Source organism: Novosphingobium sp. SL115 (assembly GCF_026672515.1).
Taxonomy (GTDB): domain Bacteria; phylum Pseudomonadota; class Alphaproteobacteria; order Sphingomonadales; family Sphingomonadaceae; genus Novosphingobium.
Window position 1 is genome coordinate 106,339 of record NZ_JAPPRG010000003.1, and the last position, 19,713, is coordinate 126,051.

Consider the following 19,713-nt stretch of genomic DNA (forward strand, 5'->3'; position numbering starts at 1 on the left):
GCGCCGGCCACTCCACATTGTCTCAGGTGAAGTGCGCAGTGTTAACCGGAGTGCCGCACAACGCAGCGGAAGCCGATGTGGCTGGTCGAAGTGTCGATCATTTCAGGATGCCGGGCGGCAGGGCGGTAACGCTGACAATAGTTTGCAGCGCATAAGTGAGAACCACCCTTAAGAACCTTGCGCCCGATCCTGATCTGCGGCTGGGACGGGTCAAAACTGTCCTTCAATGTGCCGCCGCGAGGATTGCCGATCGTGCAGCAGGAATCTTTCGCTTTCTTTTTCACAGGTTGCGGGTTTTCGCGCCACCAGTCAGCGGTCCATTCCCAAGTGTTGCCGATCATGTCGTACAGGCCATAGCCGTTGGCGGGGAAGCTGCGCACCGGCGATGTCCGCTCCCACCCGTCAAGGCACTGGTTGGCAAAGGGGAACAGGCCCTGCCAATAGTTGGCCATCATCTGGCCGCCAGGAGCAAGCTCGTCACCCCAGGCATAATCGCGGCCTTCAAGGCCGCCGCGCGCGGCAAATTCGAACTCCGCTTCTGTCGGCAGTTCCTTGCCCGCCCACAGCGCATAGGCCTGGGCGTCTGCGTGGGCGATGTGGACGACCGGGTGCTGTTCAAGGCCGTTCAGGTCACTTTCGGGACCGAAGGGATTTTTCCAGCACGCGCCGAACGTGAACTGCCACCAGTTACCCGCATTTTCCATGTCCACCGGGCCGCTGGTCTTGTGAAAAACCAGCGATCCGGCGCGGTCCATACCGGGCAGCATATCCGGGTAGTCCTTGGGATCAGGCGCAATTTCGGCCATGGTCACATGACCGGTCGCCTCGACGAACCGCGCGAACTGGGCATTGGTAACCGGCGTTTCATCAATCCAGAAACTGTCCACCCGCACCTGTCGCAAGGGCGCTTCTTCGGGATAGAACGTTTCGGACCCCATGGTGAAAGCACCACCTTCGACAAGGCGCATTCCGGGATGGTGATCTTTCATGCAGGCCACCCTATGGCCGCCCGGTCATTGCGGTCAATGCCCCGGCGACAGGCTTTTCATGCCGTGTTCGACGCTGTTGGTGCCCTGCCCCACGATGGGCGATGGCACAAACACCTTGCCCTGATCGTGCGCGGCTTTCTTGGCCGGACTGTCGTTCACGATATCATCAAGCCGGTCTTCACGGTTGGGTTCAACCAGCCAGCTATCGGGGAACGGCGCGGCTCCGGTGCCGGCACGATTGCGCCGCACTGCGCCAATCGACTGGCGCTGGGTATAGGGTATGACATGGCGGCCATTGCGGTCGGCCAGTTGGTCGTACAACGCCTTGCGCAGTTCCAGCTTGGTTTCGAAATAGGCGGGATCTTCTGCAAGATTGCGCATCTCGTCCGGGTCAGCAGCAACATTATACAATTCTTCAATGTCATAGATGCCATAGTACTGAATGTACTTGAGGTCGCCGCGCTGGATCGCAAAGGTGCCCGGCGTCATCGGGAAGGTCCATTCCCAGTAGTATTCATAGGTAAAATCAGGCGCCTTCCAGTCCTTGGCGGCCAGCTTTCCGGTAATCAGCGGCCATGCGCTTTTCCCTTCAAACTGGGCAGGCTGCGGCGCACCCGCCAGATCGAGAAAGGTTGGCGCGAAGTCGAGATTGCGCAGCGCACCGGGATTGGTCACGCCCGCCGGAACTGTGCCCGGTTCATACATCACCAGCGGCACCTTGACCGAGGATTCATAGGCATTGCGCTTGTCGATCAAGCCATGTTCGCCCACCTGAAAGCCGTTGTCGGACGTGAACACGATCAGCGTGTCCTTTTCCAGCCCGGCCTTTTTCAGATATTGCATCACGCGACCGACGCTATCGTCCACCGCTGACAGGGTGCCGTAATAATTCTTCAGGTAATCGTTCATCGGCATGTCAGAATTGTAATAGAAATCAATGCCATGCCAGGTGTTGCGCTGTTCATAGACCCAGCGCGGCTTGTCCTTGTAGTTTTCCGGCGTGTTGGCTGCGCTGGCAGGCAGGCGGAACTTGAAATTGTCATACTGATGAGCATAACGCGGCGGCGGCAGCGGGTCTGAATGGACCGCCTTGTGGCTGAGATAGAGGAAGAACGGCTTCTTGGGGTCGCGTTCCTTGGTCAGCCAGTTCATGGCATAGTCGGTCAATTCATCAGTGATATAACCCTGTTGCGGCACGTTTTTGCCATCAACATTGAGCATATGAACGGCGCCCTTGGCACGCTGTTCATCGGTAATGCCGGAATTGGGGTAATAGTTGCCCTGCCCCTTGAAGCTGAGCCATTTGTCAAAGCCGGGGCGTGGATCAGCGGTATCGTTACCCATGTGCCATTTGCCAAAAAAGGCTGTCTGATAACCACTTTGCTGCAGATACTTGGGAAAGAAGGTTAAACCTTCTTCAGAGGAATGGTTGTTATCGACCACGCCATGATTGCGCGCGGTCATCCCGGTCAGGATCGTGGCACGACTGGGGCTGCACAGTGACGAGGTCACGCGGGTGTTGGGGAAATAGGAACCGCCCGCCGCCAGCTTGTCAATATTGGGCGTCTTTATGCCGGGCTGCAGGAACCCCATGCCGTCAAAGCGCAGATCGTCGACAATGATGAACACCACGTTGCGCGGCCGCGCCTGCTGCTGCTGCGCCGCGCTGGCCTGCGCCTTTGACGACGCCTGCTGCGCCGATGCCGTGACAGGCAGGGCCAGCGCCGCGAGGGCAGCCGCCGTGCCACGCACAAGCGTGCGAAATGGGGATCGGGTGTTCATCGCATTCTCTCCATCGGCCAGCCACACAGGTCTGGCCGCAAACCGCCATGTATCATGGCGTGGTCGCACCGCTGTATCGCGCTGTCAATTTCAAAAATACCAACGCTAGTATTTCTGACCGCAGGCATCGCTGCGGCGTCCGAAAAATTGGCGGTGTTTCGCAACCTGCCGTCAGGCGGTGGGGGTGTGCAGGTCCAGCCTGATGTGGAAGCGGTCAGACCGGTAGTGGGCGTAAGTGCGCAGGAAAGGCCGGTTATTGCGGTCATAAACCGTGCGGGTAATGCGCAAGATCGCCGAAAGCGGTTCGACGTTCAGCGCTTCGACCAGCGACGGATCGGCGAGCATGGCGCCGATGGTCTGTTCGGCCCGTTCGGCGTGGAAACCGGCATCGTCCAAGAGTTTCAGCAAGGGCGCGCGCGGCAGGGTGGATTCGGAAATCACGCTGTCCAGATCGGCGCGGACATAGCTGACGATATAGCCGATGGGGATGCCTTCAAGGCAGCGCACGCGCACAGCACGGATGACTTGCGCACCTTCGTCAATGCCCAGCGCATTGGCGATGATATCAGTGGCCGCGCGCTTTTCCACAGAGATGACGTTGACCGTGGTGCCTTCGCCCAGCGCCATCAGCGAATCGACCGCCTGATCGATGTTCGCCTCGATCGGCTTGGCGGGCGATTTGAAGATGACCCGCGTGCCGATGCGTCTGCGGCGTTCGACATAATGCTGATCGGCAAGATCGTTCAGCACCCGGCGCGCAGTGATGCGCGACACTTCGTAAATGGCTGAAAGTTCCTGCTCTGTCGGCAGGACGCTGCCGTAGGGGCGCTGCCCGCACAGGATTTCATCACGCAGGCTGAGGTAAATCTGATGATAAAGCGGAACTGCGCCTGCGCGATCTAGCACTATGCCTCCCCCGCTGGCCGCAGCCGTCGCGAAGGCGACGACCTCTCGATCAGGCGATGGGCTGCTCTTCGGGTGTCGGCCCCGTTTAGTCAAGTCGGCGGGCGCATCGCCCTGACCCAGCACATAACCAAACCCGGTCCCTGCGCCATCCACGAGCCGCGTCACCCGGCGTCCTGCTTCCATGACGGGTAGCGCCCCATGGTCAGCAGCGACGCGCCGCCCACCAGCAGGCAGCCAACACCAGTGGCCAGCGCCATGTCATAGCGCCCGGTGGTATCGAACACTTTGCCGTAAACCACTGGCCCCATGCCGCCGCCAAACGCGATGACCGTGTAAAAGCTGCCATAGATCGTGCCATAGGCCCGGCGGCCGAAATAGCGGGCGATCAGATAGGCCAGCAGATCGAATTCGAACCCCGCGCCCAGCCCCAGCGAGATGACCGCCAGTGTGGCCTGCGTCGCATCAATTTCGGGCCGCGACAGCAGAAAACTGCCGATGGCGGGCAGGATCAGGATCGCCAGCGCACAACCTGGCGCCCAGAACCGGTCCAGCAGCCAGCCGCCCGCGACACGTCCGGCAATGACCGAAAGGCCGAACCCTGCGGTGATCGCGCCGATCTGTGGCAGCGTAAACTTTTGCGTGCGCAGGATGTTTTCAAGATTGGGCGTGGGCGCGGTCAGCGCAAAGGCGATCAGCAGGAAGGCGAACGTCATGATCCAGAAGTGCCGATGGGTCAGCGCTTCACGCAAGGTCATGCCCGCTTCGACCACGGGTTCTGCCACAGCGGTCGTCACGCCTTTGACCACTTCGGCCAGCCGTTCACGGAACAGCAGCGCCACCACCGGCACACCGATCAGGATCGGCAGCGCGCCAATTACGAAGAACGCATTGCGCCAGCCATACGTGCCGATCAGCCATGCGGCAAAAGGCTTTACCAGAAAGCCGGTGATGCCCGTGCCAGTGCTGGCAATGCCGATGGCAAGGCCGCGATGCTTTTCAAACCAGCCATTGACGGTGTGCATCCATGTCGCCGTCAACGTGCCCGCGCCAACCACGGACATCAGCACCCACTGGCCGTAATAGATCCAGATATTGCCGCTACTGAGGCCCAGGCTCATGAAAGTCAGCCCGAACAGCACCAGCGAGATCAGCGCCACGCGCCGCGCGCCATAGCGATCAACCGCAAAGCCCGCTACCGGCCCGGAGGCCATGACCACCACCGACTGAACGGTGATGGACCCCATCAGCGAGGCAAAGCTCCAGCCGAATTCCTGCTGCAATTCGGGCGCGAACATGCCGATGGTATAGAACGGCAGCGGGCTTAACCCCATGGCCAGCCCGACCATCGATGCGGCGACCACGACCCAGGCTGCGCGGCTGTCGCGCGGGGGCAGGCCCGATGCTGATGCGGATACTGGGACAGTGGTTCCGGCCTGCGTCGCCATCAAAGCTCCTGTTCGAGTGGTGCGCCGGGGCGCAATCAAGGGACTGGACAACCGTCATGTGATGGCACAGTAATAGTTATATTCATATACCAAATCATCAGGTGAACACGATGAAACCCGGCAACTGCGAGACGATGCGGCGCGGCTATGTAGTTGCAGGGGACGGGTCGGACGGCCTTCTGGTGCATTACCGGGTGTGCGGGTCTGGCCCGGCAGTTGTGCTGCTGCATGATTCTCCACGCTCCTCCCGGCTGCACATTCCCTTGATGAAACTGCTCGCCAGTCGGTTTCAGGTCTTCGCACTCGATACGCCGGGTTATGGCAATTCGGATCCGCTACCCATGGCTGACCCTGCCATACCGGACTTTGCCCGCGCACTGGGCAATGCGCTGGCAGCACTGGGGTTAAGCGAAGCGCCGCTTTATGCAACCCACACCAGCGCCAAGATCGCGCTGGCGCTGGCAGTGCGGGGCGGGAAGATGCCGCTGCTGATGCTGGATGGCCTGTCCATCCCTGATGCGCTGGCGTCGGACGCCTTTATCGCCAGCTATATGCGCCCCTTCGCGCCGGAACCGACCGGCGCGTGGCTGGGCGCGGAATGGAGCCGCACGCGCGACATGCTTCGCTGGTTTCCATGGTTTGCCACAAACCCGCAAAACCGCATTGCAATGGAGCCGCCGACGCCCGAATGGATGGAGGATTACGGCATCGACCTGTTCAGCGCAGGTCCGCACTACGCCGGGGCCTATACCGCCGCGATGCGGTGGAGTCCGCTGGACGACCTGCTGGCGGTGAAAGTGCCGACCATTGTGGGCGCACGCACCGACGATGTGCTGTTCCCGCATCTGGACAAAGTGCCGTGCGATGCCAACCCCGCGTTGAGTGTGCAGCGGCTTGGCGCAGATCGTGGTGCGTGGGCGCATTGGATTGCCGACACCCTGACGGTAGATCAGCCCTTGTCCGAACGCCTGCCTTTGCCTCGGCCAGATCGAGCGGCGCGGCGCGGATATCTGCCGCACGAACATGGGCAACTGCACTGGGAAAGCTATCCCGCCAAAACCGCTATTGATGCGTCACCGGTGATGGTGCTGTCTGCCCCGTCGACCATGGAGGCCCATAGCTGGGCAGAAGCGCTGAGCGCGCACCGCACCGTGATCGTGCCCGACTTGCCGGGCTTTGGCGATTCGGACGCCCTGCCTGCTGCCGCACCGGATGTGTTGGCCGATGTGCTGGCGGCGCTGATCGGGCGGTTGGATGTCGAGGCATGCGATGTGCTGGCGATAGGTCTGGCTGCACCGATTGGCGCGCGCATGGCCGCGCGGCGCAAGGGACTGGTGCGGACGCTGACCGTGTGGGGAGCGCCTGCGTTTGATCCACCTGCACCGGACGCGCTTTGCCCTGATATTGCATTCGACGCCCAAGCTGGGTCGCATCTTTACCGCTTCTGGCACATGCTGCGTGATGGGGCCGTGCAATGGCCGTGGTTTGACGGCAGCCCGGCGGCGGCGCGTCCCTGCCCGGCACTGCCCACCCCTGCCGATCTGCACCGCGCGTTGACCGGAATGCTCAAGCAGCGGACACAATATGGTCAGGCGGTTGCCGCTGCCCTGGCCGCGCATGACGCTGCATCATGGCAAGCGGTGGGTGTGTCGACGCTGGTGGCCGTGGGCGATGATCCTGTGTCTGCGAACGCAGCGGCGCTGCTGGATCTGCTGCCGCGCGGGGCCGCCTTCATCGCCCCGTCAGACATGGACCAGGCCGCATCGGCGCTGTGCGGCGCGATGAAGAAAGCTGGCAGGGAGACTGTTTCGTTGTGACCATCGCATCCACTGCGCCCGCGCCCTGGCCCCGCCGACAATACGCATGGTATGTGCTCAGCCTGCTGACGCTGGCTTATGCGCTGGCAATCCTTGACCGGGTTTCCATCGCCCTGCTGATCGAACCGCTGCAACTGGCGCTCAAAATCGACGATACCCAGTTCGGGCTGTTGCAGGGCATGGCCTTCAGCATTGTTTACAGCGTGCTGGGCCTGCCGTTGGGAATGCTGTCCGACCGGCGGCGGCGGGTGACGCTGCTGTTTGGCGGGCTGATGTTGTGGAGCGCGGCAACCATTGGCTGTTCATTCGCCACCAATTTCCACGAACTGTTCATCGCGCGCATGCTGGTGGGCGTGGGCGAGGCAGCGCTGGTGCCGGTGGCGACGTCGCTGATCGCGGACTACTTCGCGCCCGATATCCGGCCCAAGGCCTATGGCGTGTTCGTAACCGGCAGTTCGCTGGGCACAGCGGCGGCCATGGCGCTGGGCGGGCTGTTCCTTGACTGGGCGGTAAAGCTGATCGACGGCATGCCCGCGATCTTTGGCGCGATGCAGCCTTGGCAAGTGGTGTTCGTGCTGTGCGGCGCGCCGGGGCTGGTGCTGGCACTGGTGCTGATCCTGACCGCGCGCGAACCTGCGCGTCAGGGTGGCTCGATCGCCACCGAACCGATCAGTCTGAAACCGGTGGCGCGCCTGTTCATGCAACGCCCCGGCGCGTTCGGCCTGTTCATGCTGGGATCGGTGCTGAACCTTGTCTGCGTCTATGCCATCGTCGGATGGTTCCCGGCGCTGTTCATCCGCGCCCATGGCTGGACGGCGGCGGAGACGGGCAAGATCCTGGGCATGGTCGGCCTGCCAATTTCGATCTTTGCGGCGGTCAACAGTGGCTGGGTCATTTCGTGGCTGAACCGGCGCGGACATACCGATGCCCCCATCCTGTGCGCGATGGGGTGCGCGGCATCGATGGTGGTGTTCGGCACGCTGGCCTGCCTTGCCCCCACCGGCAATCTTGCGCTGCTGGGCTATGCGCTGAACGCATTGTTCCTGAACTGGAACACATCGGCGGTTTATACCGGCTTTGCCCAGATCACCCCCAATGCCCTGCGCGCGCAGGTCATGGCGTTGCAGACCATCGCTTCGGGGCTGGTGGCGCTGACGGCGGGCAACTTCATCGTCGGGTTCCTGTCCGACACCGTGTTTACCGCCCGCACCGGCATTGCATGGTCGCTGGGCACGGTGTTCTTCTGCTGCGGCCTTGCTGCGTTCCTGATCCTGATGGCCAGTCGCCGCAGTTTCCGCGCGGCCGCCGCCGAACTCTCAGCAACCGAACTGGCCACGGCTGAACTTGCCGCGAAGGACGCCTGATGCCTGATACCCTGCCCGACGGCCTTTTGCCCAATCTTCGCGCACTGCTGGGCGATGATGGCCTGCTGACAGACCCCGCCAGTCTGGCCCTGCATGGGTCGGACCTGCTGGATGAAGGCGCGAAATGCCTTGCCGTGGTCCGGCCCGACAGTGTTGAGGCTTTGGCGCAGGCGGTAGGCCTGATCGGCAAGGCAGGCATTGCCATGGCCCCGCGCGGCGGCGGGCTTACCTATGTTCGCGGCTATGTGGTGACCGACCGGGGCTTTGTCGCCATCGATCTGGCAAACCTGAACCGCATCATCAGCGTCAGCGAAGAAGACATGATCGTAACCGTCGAAGCGGGCGCGACATGGCGGCAGATTTACGAAGCGCTGAAACCGCTGGGCCTGCGCCTGCCATTCTTCGGCACGTTTTCGGGCGCACGGGCGACGGTGGGCGGCGGGTTGTCCAACGGCGCGCTGTTCCTTGGCACCGCGCGCCATGTCTCCGCCGCCGAAGCGGTGGTGGGCATGGAAGTGGTGCTGGCCGATGGAACGCTGCTGCACACCGGGCAACAGGCGGTGGAGCGCGCACCCAAACCGTTCATGCGCACTTTCGGACCGGATCTGACCGGGCTGTTCGTGCATGATGCGGGTGCGCTGGGCATCAAGGCACGGGTCAGCCTGCGCCTGATCCGCGCGCCAAAGGCCAATGGTTACCTGTCCTTCGGGTTTGCCGATCAGGCCAGCGGCATTGCCGCGCTGTGCGAAGTGTCGCGCAGCGACATTGCCGAAGACGCCTATCTGATGGACCCGGACAAGACCCGCATCGCCCTGTCCGGGCCGACCGACCTTGCCCGCGATGTCAAGGTTCTGGCCAAAGTCATCGGTCAGGAAGGCGGATTGCTGAAAGGCCTGAAGGCGGGCGCAAAGCTGGCCATGGCCGGGCGTTCCTTCATCGATGACGGCTGCCATTCGCTGCATCTGGTTCTGGCCGGGCGCAGTGATGAAACCGTGGCCGCCGACATGGCCGCCGCGCGCGAAATTGCCGCCCGGTTCGGCGGTGCAGAACTGCCCGATTCCATACCGCGCGCGGGCCGGGCCGACCTGTTCAATCCGGTATCGACGATGGTGGTCGGGCCTGAAGCAGACCGCTGGATCGCGCTGAACGCCAAAGTTCCGCATAGCGAAGCCATGCGCCTGACCGAAGCCATCGAGGCGCTGTTTGCGCGGCACAAATCGGCACTGGATGCAGCAGGCGTGATCGTCTCGCGCCTGCTGACGGTGATGGGCACCCATGCCTTCAGCTACGAACCGGTGATGAATTGGCGCGACCGCTGGCTGCCGCTGCATCACGATATTCTGAGCGGTGACAACAAGCTGACCGAGCCTCCCGCCGCGCCCGACGCGCGGGCGCTGGTCATGCAGGTGCGGGCCGAACTGATCGCGCTGTTTGCCAAGCATGGCGCGGCATCAAACCAGATCGGGCGGGCCTATCCCTATGCTTCGGTGCTGCGCCCAGCCCCACTGGCCTTGTTGCAGGCGGTGAAGCGTGCGGTCGATCCCAAGGGGGTGATGAACCCCGGCGCGCTTGAACTTTTCTGACCCGGCAAAAGGACCAGCATGGCCCGTCCCCATATCGAATTCGTCCATGCGCAATGCGTGGACTGGAACCTGCGCGCCGATGGTGCGCAGGAAAAGGTGCTCAACGCCGATCCGCTGACAGACGAAGCGACGCTGATCGTGCGCTATCCCGCCGGATATTCGGCCCCGGCCAACACGGCTGACAGTGGCGCGGAAGAGTTCTTCGTGCTGGACGGCGCGATTGATATCGATGGTGAGGAACGGCGCGCCCACGCATATGGATTCCTGCCGCAAGCCTCTGGCCTTGGCCGTCGTCACACCGCGCAGGGCGCTGTGCTGCTGGTGTTTCGCCACGCGGCGGGCGATCCGAACGCCATGGCCGGAATGGCGGAAGCAGTGGCCGTCGACACCCCGCAAATCCCGTGGGACGTTTCGACTTATGACCCCAAGCTGATTCACCTGCGGCTTGCGCGCAAGGTCTTGCGGCTTGGCCCGAACGACAGCGGGCGCACGTTCCTTCTGACCGGGATGGCGCATGGGGTTCCCGCCGAAGGAACCCTGCTGCCCGCCGAAATGCACGACCACGCCGAAGAGATGTTCATGCTGCAAGGCGCGATGTGGGCGCCCGAAGGCCGCATGGGGGCAGGTGCCTATTTCTACCGCCCGCCCGGTATCCTGCACGGCCCGCACGTTTCGGAATATGGCTTCCTGCAAATCATGCGCTCACCCGGCGCAAACGCCATCGTCACGCATTGGAGTGATGTGCACAAAGCCCTGCCGGTGGGCGTGCCCTATTGCCCGGTTCTGCCCGAAGGCACGCCGCCGGAATGGGCGCGGAATATGCCGGCTGAGAGCAACTGGTAGGGCCACGTCAAAAGCCTCACCCCGGATCAAGTCTGGCCGAATCAAGTCCGGGGTGAGGCCTTCTTGAGAACTCAGGTCTGGTCCCCAACCCTCCTGCGAAAAGCAGCGGTCAGGGACTTCAGATCAGCGGTTCAGTTCAACGAGTTCATACCACGTCTGCATATAACCGCCGACGCCGCCTTGAACGAAGATGGAATCATCGTCCGCCGTCACCCACACCTGATAGGGGGGGTGGGCTTCGCCGCCGATCGAGATCATGCTGGCGTCTTCGTCCGAGAATTCATACTTGTAGCAATCGAACGTGCCTGCCGGAACGGTGACCGTTTCCTCGCCCACATAGGCAAGGTTGATTTCCGACTTCGAGATCAGTGGCGGGGTTGCGCCACGGTGATCGGGCGAAGGCAGGAAGCAGGGGAACTTGCGCTTGTGCGGTCCTTTGGTGCGGTCCATCTTGCGCGTAATATAGGCGTCCGCGACGATGGGGTGCGTGCCGAAACCGTCGAACGGGGCGTCAATCGCCATCGTCTGGGAAATGCGGCCAATGGACGGGCCATAGCTTTCGCATTCCACGGTGTCCTTGTTGATGATGAACAGGCCCGAACCCATGAATTCGTCACCGATCACCAGACGCACGAAGCAGTCCATCGGGCGGTCATTTTCATCAAGGCTGTACACGATGTCGCGGTGGACGGTCGGCGCCGGTTCGTCGATTTCGCAGCGCGCGCGCAGGGTGCGCTTGCCATCGGTGTGGTGCGTCCAGGTGAACTCCTCGCGTCCACGCTCTTCGCCCTCGCGGCCGGGTTTGCGCGAGGTATAAAGAACCTTGCCGCTGATGGTCCGATGCTTCTGCAATGGAATTCTCCCTTTCGTGTAATTCAGACGGGGGTGGCGATGCCGAGGAAGCTGGCAATCAGCACGACGACCCACAGCACCATCACGGTGGGCTGGGTAATGGCGATAACCCCGGCAATGGCCTTGTCGCCTTCAGGCGTGGGGCCATTTTCGCGCAGCGCGATGATCGCGGGGAACAGCGGCACCAACTGGCGGCGCACCAGCAGGCCAATGGAAATGCAGGTGGCCAGCGCCAGCAGCTTGAGCGAGATGAACAGCGGCAGCGCAATTGCGCCGGCAAGGCCCGCCACGCCGCTGGCGATCAGCCCGGCCAGCACCACGTAACGCACGGCAATGTCCACGCGCTTGTAAGCAGCGCCCGCAGGCCCATGCTTCAGGTGAACCGTCCACGCCAGCGCCAGCCATGCAAGGCCCAGCACCCAGACAAGGATCGCGGCGGACGCAGGCAGATCAATCCAGCCTTTCGCCACAGCGAGGCCAAAGCCGCTGGGGAACGCAAGGATCAGCGTAGTGCGCGGGGCCATGTCGATGTTGTTGAGGATTTTCAGCGCCATCATCCGTTCAGGCACTGACCGGGCGGGATCGATCATAAAGCGCGAGCTGTAGAACGCGCCCAGATCACCGCCCAGCCAGTAGATCGGAATCAGCAGGTGCAGCAGCGTCAGCAGCGAAAGGCCGATATCCATGGGATCAGGCCTTTCCGGCGAAGAATGCGACCATCGCATCATGGCGGGCGGCGCGGAATTCGGCGGCATCAAGGCGCGGCAGTTCCGTGAACGCACCATCGCCCAGCAGCTTTTCCAGAGCCACGCTGGAATCATACAGCGGATCGTTGATCGCGGCGGTCACCAGCGTTGGGCACGCAATCAGCGCCATGCGCTTGTCCGCAGGCCATTTGAACGCAGCGCGATAGTTGAGGTGATAGGTCGTGCTCGCCTTCATCACCTCGACGATCCATGCATGGAGGTCAGCCGCGCTGCCAAGGCCACCGTCACGACGGCCCGCACGGGTGCGGCGATACCACGGGAAGAACACATATTGATCGCGGCAGAACTGGAACAGGCGGGCCAGATAGGCCCCGTCCAGATCGGGTTCGAACGGGAAGGCATACGTCGCCAGAATCTCTTCCAGCTCTTCGCCTTCCATCAGGCTCACGCCATCCAGCACCAGCGCCGAAACGCGATCCGGCGCAAGGATCGCCAGCTCGGCAGCAATCGCCGCGCCGGTGTGCGAACCATAAACGCGCGCCTTTTGCAGGCCCACGGCATCCATGAATGCCAGCGCTGCAGCGGCGAGTTCCGGGATGGTCGGTTCCTGATCGGACAGCGCATCGCTATCGCCGTTGCCCGGCGTGTCGGGCGCATATACGCGCGCCTCCGCGGCAAAATCCTCGATCAACCGCACCTGCTGGCGCGAACTGCCAGGCGATGCGTGAAGGATCAGCAGTGGCTCGCCACTGTCGCCAGCATAGCGATAGTGCATCTGGCCGTGCGGCACGTCCACGAAGCCGCGCTTGATTGCCGTGCTGCCCATCAGATTTCTCCCCCTTCGACCACTTCGAGCAGCGCGCCTTCGGGCGTCACCAGCACACCGCTGCGCTTGCCGCCATAAACCGCGCCTTCGCGCACCACCGGCGCGCTGGCCCAGTGGCCTTCAAGCCGGTCAAAATCGGGATAGAGCATGGTGGTGATCGCAACGCCGGGCGGCAGCGCGCCTTCATGGCGCGGGCGTTCAGTGGCCGCGTCAGGATACTGGTCCAGTTCAAGGAACACCTGGCCACCACCGCGCGCCGTGGTCAGTTCTGTCTTGGCGGTTTCGGGCAGGCCGAACGCCTTTTCGATCATCGAATAGCGGATCGCCACCGGATCGATCATCGGCAGGCCCAGCACATCCTTCACCCACTGGGCGGTCTTGCGCAAGTCAGGGCAGGCCAGAACCATGATGAAAGGCCGGTCGACCAGCGACTTGGGTTCGGGCAGACCCGTGCCCGGTCCCGGTTGCAGAATTTCCGTCAGATAGACCGTTTCCAGATCAGCCCCGCGCACCTGCATCGGCTTGACCGTGGCAAAGCCGTCCAGCGGTTTGGGCGGGCCAATCACCTCGAACGGGCTTTGCAGCATCTTTTCGTTCACGGCTTCAACGTCGGTCACGCACAGTTCGATAGCGGCCCAGCCATAGGTGCGGATCGGCGCATATTCAGGCACCGGATCGCCTTCGACAAAGCGCAGGAACACCGCTTCACCCGAAGCAGGTTGCAGCACGGCATAACCGCGTCCTGCGCTGGCAGGGGCATTCCATGCTGCTGCAAGATCGACAGGCACTTCACCGCGTTCGACCGTGCGGTATTCCATCCAGCTTTCATACCGCGCGATGGCGTCATCCAGATCGCTGACAACGTGCGTGGCGCACTTCAATAAAGTCATGTCGATTCCCTGCTGATCCCGAACGCGGTGTCGAGATTATTTGATATAGATATAATACAAATGCAAGCGCCTATCGCATCACACCGCTGGCGATCAGGCTGGCCATGGCATCGTCTGCCTGCGGCAGCGTCGCTACGGCAGCGATCAGCGCATCATGGCACGCTTCAAGCCCTGCAAATTCAAGGCATCCCAGGGCTTTGGCCATATGCTGCGCTTCAGACAGGGGCCATTGCGGTGATCCCAGTTGCGCGCTCACATCTTGCGTCAGCACCTGACCATCTGTTGTCCGCACAACCGCGCGCGCAGGCACAAAAGCTGCCAGATCAGGGTTATCATCGGCAACAACCGTGATTTTTGCTGCCAGCGCCAGCACTGCAGCATCGTCCAGCGATTCGCGGGTGAAATCACCCAGCGTCACCTTGCCGCGCAACAGGGTTACGGCGGCCAGATATTGCATGCACAGCCGCGCATAGCCCGGCTCCATCCCCAGCTTTGCCGGACGCCCGACAAGCCGGTAGATCAGCGGCGGCGCGTGGTACTCAAGGCTGTCCAGATCGGCAGCGGCAAGGCCCTGTTCGTCGCGCAACTGCTGCACCGCCACGATCCCACCGTGCCCTGCGCGCCCCGTCGGGAACGGCTTCCAGCTTACTTCCGTAATGCGGTTGCCCTGCCCCAATCGCGCCAGTGCGGGGGCAAGTGCTTCGCGCACTTCCATCAACGGGAAATAACCGAAAGGCCCGTCCAGTGGACGGGTAACCCCCGGCATTCCACCCCGCGCCAGATCGATGGCGACAAGGCTGCTGCGCGCAGCATTGGCCACCTGCACCGGCAGCGCGGGCTTGCCTTCGACGTGGGCCTGCATCGTGCCTGAAACCAGCGCAAGCGCGTGGCCGAACGCATCCAGCGCCACATCGCGCGGCATGGTGCGCAGGCTGGCAATTGCCGCCACGCAGCCGAAGATGCCCGCCGTTGCAGGGCGGAAAAACTTCAGCGCATCGGGCGCGGCAAGGCCCAGTGTCACCGCCACATCAACGCCCGCCACAATGGCGGTCAGGAACCGTTCGCCCGTTACCGGCTCTCCCCGCTGTGCCTCTGCCAGCAGCGCTGCCAAGACGGTCGCCATCGGGTGCAGCACGGCAGGTTCGTGCACGCAGTCATATTCCTGCCCGTGAATCTGGAAGCCGTTGATGAACGCGGCGGACGGCGCAGGCAGGCGCACGTCCGGCCTGCCCAGCACCGATGCCACATCGCCCGCGCCCCAGCCCTGCACCATCGCCAGCACCGCATCGGCGTGGGCAGCATTGCGCCCTGCCACACCCACGGCCAGCGAATCGTGCAGGAACGTCTGCGCCTGCGCCTTCACATCTTCCGGCAGGTCCGCCCAGCGCAAGGACAGCGCGTGATCGATAAGAACATGCGCCGGGTTTGCCGCTCCTGCCGCGTCAGTCTCTGGCATCTCAGTGCGGCTCCTCGCCGCCAGACACGTTCATGCTTTCGCCGGTGATATAGGACGCCTCTGCCGAACACAGGAAAGCGACCGCATTGGCCGTATCTTCCGGCAGGCCAGGACGGCCCAGCGGAATGCGCGCGGCCATGTTCTTGAGATACTGTTCAACACTGATCCCCTGCACCGCGGCAAAGTGTTCGTTCTGCCATTTGCCAAGGCCGGTGGTCACATGGTTGGGGCACACGTTGTTCACGGTGATGCCATGCGCGCCCAATTCGATCGAAGCGGACCGCACCAGTCCGACCAGCCCGTGCTTGGACGCAGTATAGGCCTGCGCATGCATGAAGCCCGACTTTGCCGCTTGGCTGGCGATGTTGATGATGCGGCCGCCCCTACGCCCGGCATGCCCCTGTTCGATCATCACTTCGGCAGCCGCCTGAAGCCCGAACCACGCGCCGGTCAGGTTCACGTCGATCACCGCACGCCAATCGTCCGCTGACACTTCGCCCAGCGGCTTCATGATATAACCGATACCCGCGTTGTTCACCCAGATATCCAGCGATCCGTGCGTGGCAACCGCGTGGGCCGCCAGTGCGCGTACCTGATCCGGATCACGCACGTCGCACGAAAAGGTGGAGGCTGCGCCGGGCATCGATTCGGCCACTTCGCGCATTTCTGCCTCGGCCCCGATCATCGCATCGGGCGTGGCAGAATCGCGCGATCCGCCGATGTCGGCGATGACCACCGCGGCGCCTTCTTCGCTCAGGCGGCGGGCAATCGCCTCGCCCAATCCGGCCTTGCGGCCCGATCCGGTGATGACTGCGACTTTGCCTGCAAATTTCACGCTGCCACCTCTTCGGTGGTCAGGAACGTGACTTCGACCATGTTGTTGAATGCTGCGGCAACTTCGCCCATTGCTGCGGTCGAAACGTCCTTTTCGAACTGCGCCATGTCTGCAACATCCAGCACTTCGATATAGCCGAACGGCGGCTTGGCGTCGCTGCCCATCACGCCTGTTGTGCGGAACACGCGGAAGCTGGCGATGGAAGGCAGCGCGTTGACGGTGGGAATGTCGGTGCTGCGCGCCCAATCAAGATAGTCGGCTTCCGAAACACCGGGCTTTAGATTGAAAACTGCAAAAATGTGCATGGGGTCGGTCCTCGCTTTGCCGCCTGCCGGTCAATCGCTTCCATGAACCTTGCTTCTGGCGGAACGTCAATATAGTATATCAATATAACAAATGAGGAAGACCGTGAACGCTTCGCGAAATCCCCAGCCTTCGTCTTCGCACGCTGCTGTGCCGAACGATCCTAGCGCCGCCTATGATGGTCCCCCGGACTATCGCGTGATTGGCCGCCACGCGGTTTTCCCCGAAACCAGCCATGACGAGATCGAGCGGATCAACTTCCTCGCCCAGATGAACCGGCACCTTGCCGCGCGCGTCGTGCCGGGTGTGAAAGCCGCATACGATTCGCGCGTCGTGCCCGAATTTGAAGCCAAGCATGGTCGCCCCATGGCAGACCGCCACGAAGCGCGCCGCGCCCTGCTGGACGACCCCGCGTTCCAGACATGGTCGGCCCTGCGCCGCATGACGATGGAACAGCGCCAGCAGGCCGGCCGGTGGAGCGCCTTACGCCAGCGCGAACGGCTGAACGCGATTGCCGCAGAGCTTACCGATGGCGACCCACGCCTCAGCCTTGATCCGTCATTGCCGATCCCGCGCTATGTCTCGGCGGTGGATCACCACTGCATGCCCGGTAGCTATCACACCGAATATTTCCCCGGCGATGCGGTAAATGGCGCGAATTACGACCATGCAGGTTTCGTCACCACCGGCGGTCTGCTGGGCAAATATTCCGATGGCGGCGGTCATGCCGTGGTCAAATGGGTCAAGCGCAACCTGCCCGATTTCAAGCCGCAGAATATCCTCGAAATCGGCGGCACTGTGGGCCATTCCTCGCTGCCGCTGGCGCAGGCTTTCCCCGAAGCGGACATGACGATTGTGGACCTTGGTGCGCCGGTGCTGCGCTATGGCCTTGCCCGCGCCAAGTCGCTGGGCGTGGACAACATCAGCTTTGTTCAGGGCAGCGGTGAAGACCTGTCGATGTATCCGGATGCCAGCTTTGACTGGATCCAGACCACGATGTTCCTGCACGAACTGTCGACCAAGGCGCTGCGCGCGATCTTTGCCGAAACGCGCCGCTTGCTGAAGCCGGGCGGCATCGTGCTGCATGTGGAACAGCCGCAATATGCGCCCGAAATGCCCCTGTTCGAACAGGCGATGCGCGATTGGGATGCGTTCTACAACAACGAACCGTTCTGGAGCCGGATGCACGAGATGGACCTCGACGCCGAAATGGTGGCCGCAGGGTTTGACCGTGACAAGCTGATCCACGGCGGGGTGACCGGCGTGGTCGACCGCGAACTCTTCCCTGATGCGGAAGAGGATGACACCGAAGATTATGGCCGCAAGGCCGCATGGCATGTGATCGGAGCCGTGGCATGAGCTTTGCCGACGCACTGGCAGGCGCAGGGGCAAAACCCGCTGGCAAGCGCCCCTATTTCCTTGAACCGCAGGTAGAGCGCGTTCTGGCCATCACCATGGCCATGGCGCAGGAACTGGCCGTCGCGCGCCAGCGTGGTGATACGCTGGAACGGCTGTTGCTGGAAAAGGGCGTGCTGACGCCGGGCGAGATCGACGCCTTCGTGCCGGATCGCGCCGCTTCGGCTGAACGCCAGATGTGGAATCAGGAATTCATCGCCCGCATCCTGCGCATTGTGCAGCAGGAAAACGAAGCGGCAGCAGGAGCGCCCGATGTGGCCTCTGGCGATGTTGGCGAAGAACTGGCGAACGACGCATGATTCCCACTTTCGAATATGTGATCCCCGTTCTGGTGATCGGCGGCGGGGCCTGTGGCTGCGTCGCGGCGCTTTCGGCCCATGATGCAGGCGCGCAAGTGCTGCTTGTGGAACAGGACGAGCGTCCGATGGGCAGCACCGGCATGTCGCAAGGCCTGATCTGCGCCGCCGGAACGCAAGCGCAAACCGCGCTGGGCATAGAAGACAGTGCGGACCGCTATTTCGAAGACATCATGGCCAAGACAAAGGGCCTGACCGACCCGGTACTGGCGCGTGCCATTGCCGACCATGCCGGGCCGACGGTCGACTGGATGGTCGAAGCGCACGATCTGCCTTGGGAACTCGATACCGGGTTCCGTCCCGCTTATGGCAATTCCACCTTCCGCGTGCATGGCTGGCGCGGTCACGGCGGACAGGACATGGTGGACCTGCTCCACGCCCGCATGGCCGATGCCGGGATCGACGTGCTGCTGGGCGCAAAGCTGGTTGAAGTTCATGCCGACAACACCGGCCGTATCCACGGCGTCACGCTGGAACGTCCCGATGGTGCGCAAGAACTGGTGGGCTGTGAAACGCTGATCCTTGCCTGCGGGGGCTTTGCCGCCAATCATGCCATGGTCGCGCAGCACATGCCCGATGTGGCCCACGCGCGGAATAATGGCCACGAAGGCAGTCAGGGCACCGGTATTGCCGTTGCGCAGCGGCTCGGTGCCGCTCTGGGCGATATGGGGGCCTATCAGGGCTATGCCATGCTCACCGAACCACAGGGCATTCCGGTGCCGCCGGGCGTGCCTGTCGAAGGCGGCGTTTTGGTGAACATCGAAGGCCACCGCTTCACCAACGAGGTTGAGGATATCGCCGGGATGGTCCACCCGGTGCTGGCCCAGCCCGGCGACCATGTGTGGGTGGTTTTCGATCAGCGCATCGAAGCTGTCACCGACTACATCCCCGAAATGCAGCAACTGATCGCGCTGAATGCCGCGAAAAAGGCCGATACGCCTGAAGAACTGGCCGCGCTGATCGGTGTGCCTGCCGATGCACTGGCGGCAACTTTGGCGCAGGCCCATGCTGCGCAGGCCAGCGGCCAGCCCGATGCGCAGGGCCGCCTATGGGGCGATGACAAGCCACCGGTCGCGCCGTTCCGCGCGGTGAAGGTCGTCGGCGCGATCTTCCACACGCAGGGCGGGCTTCAGATTGATGGCACCGCGCGCGTGCTGCGCGAAGATGGCACCCCCCTGCCCAACCTGTTTGCTGGCGGCGGCGCGGCGCGGTCTGTCTCAGGCCCGGCGCACTGGGGCTATCTGCCCGCGATGGGCCTTGCCACGGCGGTCACCTTCGGTCGCCTTGCCGGGCTTCACGCCGCCGCGCTGGCGCAGGAATCGGTTGCTGCGTGAAGGTCTGTT

General features: G+C 62.7%; 18 protein-coding genes. 7 read left to right on the forward strand and 11 right to left on the reverse strand.

Annotated elements, in window-relative coordinates:
- Nucleotides 1-41: 41 nt before the first annotated feature.
- The 4 genes from OVA07_RS16745 to OVA07_RS16760 all read right to left on the reverse strand — a co-directional run bounded on the left by OVA07_RS16745 (nucleotide 42) and on the right by OVA07_RS16760 (nucleotide 5,122).
- Nucleotides 42-968, reverse strand: a complete 927-nt coding sequence (locus tag OVA07_RS16745) for a formylglycine-generating enzyme family protein (protein ID WP_268173278.1) — start codon at nucleotides 966-968, stop codon at nucleotides 42-44.
- Nucleotides 969-1,022: 54 nt separating this feature from the next.
- Complete coding sequence (locus OVA07_RS16750; RefSeq protein ID WP_268172818.1) at nucleotides 1,023-2,771, reverse strand: sulfatase family protein; 1,749 nt, start codon at nucleotides 2,769-2,771, stop codon at nucleotides 1,023-1,025.
- A gap of 171 nt (nucleotides 2,772-2,942) precedes the next feature.
- Nucleotides 2,943-3,677, reverse strand: coding sequence for a GntR family transcriptional regulator (locus OVA07_RS16755; RefSeq protein ID WP_268172819.1), 735 nt, complete (start codon nucleotides 3,675-3,677; stop codon nucleotides 2,943-2,945).
- 161 nt (nucleotides 3,678-3,838) lie between these two features.
- Nucleotides 3,839-5,122 (reverse strand): MFS transporter, encoded by a 1,284-nt coding sequence (locus OVA07_RS16760; protein WP_268172820.1) that lies wholly within the window; start codon nucleotides 5,120-5,122, stop codon nucleotides 3,839-3,841.
- 110 nt (nucleotides 5,123-5,232) lie between these two features.
- On the opposite strand from OVA07_RS16760, the gene OVA07_RS16765 reads away from it, so the two are divergent.
- The 4 genes from OVA07_RS16765 to OVA07_RS16780 are packed head-to-tail and all read left to right on the forward strand — an operon-like array spanning nucleotide 5,233 to nucleotide 10,729.
- Nucleotides 5,233-6,939 carry an alpha/beta hydrolase gene (locus tag OVA07_RS16765; RefSeq protein ID WP_268172821.1) on the forward strand — a complete coding sequence of 569 codons (1,707 nt, stop codon included), beginning with the start codon at nucleotides 5,233-5,235 and terminating at the stop codon, nucleotides 6,937-6,939.
- Nucleotides 6,936-8,303, forward strand: a complete 1,368-nt coding sequence (locus tag OVA07_RS16770; RefSeq protein ID WP_268172822.1) for an MFS transporter — start codon at nucleotides 6,936-6,938, stop codon at nucleotides 8,301-8,303. Before OVA07_RS16765 ends, OVA07_RS16770 begins: the two co-directional genes overlap by 4 nt.
- Nucleotides 8,303-9,886: an FAD-binding oxidoreductase gene (locus OVA07_RS16775; RefSeq protein WP_268172823.1), complete on the forward strand. Its 1,584-nt coding sequence runs from the start codon at nucleotides 8,303-8,305 to the stop codon at nucleotides 9,884-9,886. The genes OVA07_RS16770 and OVA07_RS16775 overlap by 1 nt, the downstream gene beginning before the upstream one ends.
- 18 nt (nucleotides 9,887-9,904) lie before the next feature.
- On the forward strand, nucleotides 9,905-10,729 hold the full coding sequence (locus OVA07_RS16780; RefSeq protein ID WP_268172824.1) for a cupin domain-containing protein: 825 nt from the start codon (nucleotides 9,905-9,907) through the stop codon (nucleotides 10,727-10,729).
- Between the two features lie 123 nt (nucleotides 10,730-10,852).
- Here OVA07_RS16780 and OVA07_RS16785 read toward each other — a convergent pair whose 3' ends face one another.
- From OVA07_RS16785 to OVA07_RS16815, 7 genes are all read right to left on the reverse strand, one after another.
- Complete coding sequence (locus OVA07_RS16785) at nucleotides 10,853-11,581, reverse strand: hypothetical protein (RefSeq protein WP_268172825.1); 729 nt, start codon at nucleotides 11,579-11,581, stop codon at nucleotides 10,853-10,855.
- A 23-nt stretch (nucleotides 11,582-11,604) separates the two neighbouring features.
- Nucleotides 11,605-12,267, reverse strand: a complete 663-nt coding sequence (locus OVA07_RS16790) for a hypothetical protein (RefSeq protein WP_268172826.1) — start codon at nucleotides 12,265-12,267, stop codon at nucleotides 11,605-11,607.
- A 4-nt stretch (nucleotides 12,268-12,271) separates the two neighbouring features.
- Nucleotides 12,272-13,114 (reverse strand): alpha/beta fold hydrolase, encoded by an 843-nt coding sequence (locus OVA07_RS16795; RefSeq protein ID WP_268172827.1) that lies wholly within the window; start codon nucleotides 13,112-13,114, stop codon nucleotides 12,272-12,274.
- On the reverse strand, nucleotides 13,114-14,004 hold the full coding sequence (locus tag OVA07_RS16800; protein ID WP_268172828.1) for a VOC family protein: 891 nt from the start codon (nucleotides 14,002-14,004) through the stop codon (nucleotides 13,114-13,116). Before OVA07_RS16800 ends, OVA07_RS16795 begins: the two co-directional genes overlap by 1 nt.
- 70 nt (nucleotides 14,005-14,074) lie before the next feature.
- Complete coding sequence (locus OVA07_RS16805; RefSeq protein ID WP_268172829.1) at nucleotides 14,075-15,460, reverse strand: MmgE/PrpD family protein; 1,386 nt, start codon at nucleotides 15,458-15,460, stop codon at nucleotides 14,075-14,077.
- A 1-nt stretch (nucleotide 15,461) separates the two neighbouring features.
- Complete coding sequence (locus OVA07_RS16810) at nucleotides 15,462-16,295, reverse strand: SDR family NAD(P)-dependent oxidoreductase (RefSeq protein ID WP_268172830.1); 834 nt, start codon at nucleotides 16,293-16,295, stop codon at nucleotides 15,462-15,464.
- A complete protein-coding gene (locus OVA07_RS16815; protein WP_268172831.1) occupies nucleotides 16,292-16,600 on the reverse strand; it encodes an REDY-like protein HapK in 309 nt (102 codons plus the stop codon). The genes OVA07_RS16810 and OVA07_RS16815 overlap by 4 nt, the downstream gene beginning before the upstream one ends.
- A 103-nt stretch (nucleotides 16,601-16,703) precedes the next feature.
- Here OVA07_RS16815 and OVA07_RS16820 point away from each other — a divergent pair, with 103 nt between their 5' ends.
- From OVA07_RS16820 to OVA07_RS16830, 3 genes are read left to right on the forward strand one after another with little or no spacing between them, the layout of a single operon-like run.
- The gene (locus tag OVA07_RS16820) at nucleotides 16,704-17,957 is read left to right on the forward strand and encodes a class I SAM-dependent methyltransferase (protein WP_268172832.1); all 1,254 of its coding nucleotides are present in this window, start codon (nucleotides 16,704-16,706) and stop codon (nucleotides 17,955-17,957) included.
- On the forward strand, nucleotides 17,954-18,313 hold the full coding sequence (locus OVA07_RS16825; RefSeq protein ID WP_268172833.1) for a hypothetical protein: 360 nt from the start codon (nucleotides 17,954-17,956) through the stop codon (nucleotides 18,311-18,313). The genes OVA07_RS16820 and OVA07_RS16825 overlap by 4 nt, the downstream gene beginning before the upstream one ends.
- Nucleotides 18,310-19,704, forward strand: a complete 1,395-nt coding sequence (locus OVA07_RS16830; RefSeq protein WP_268172834.1) for an FAD-dependent oxidoreductase — start codon at nucleotides 18,310-18,312, stop codon at nucleotides 19,702-19,704. The genes OVA07_RS16825 and OVA07_RS16830 overlap by 4 nt, the downstream gene beginning before the upstream one ends.
- Nucleotides 19,705-19,713: the final 9 nt, after the last annotated feature.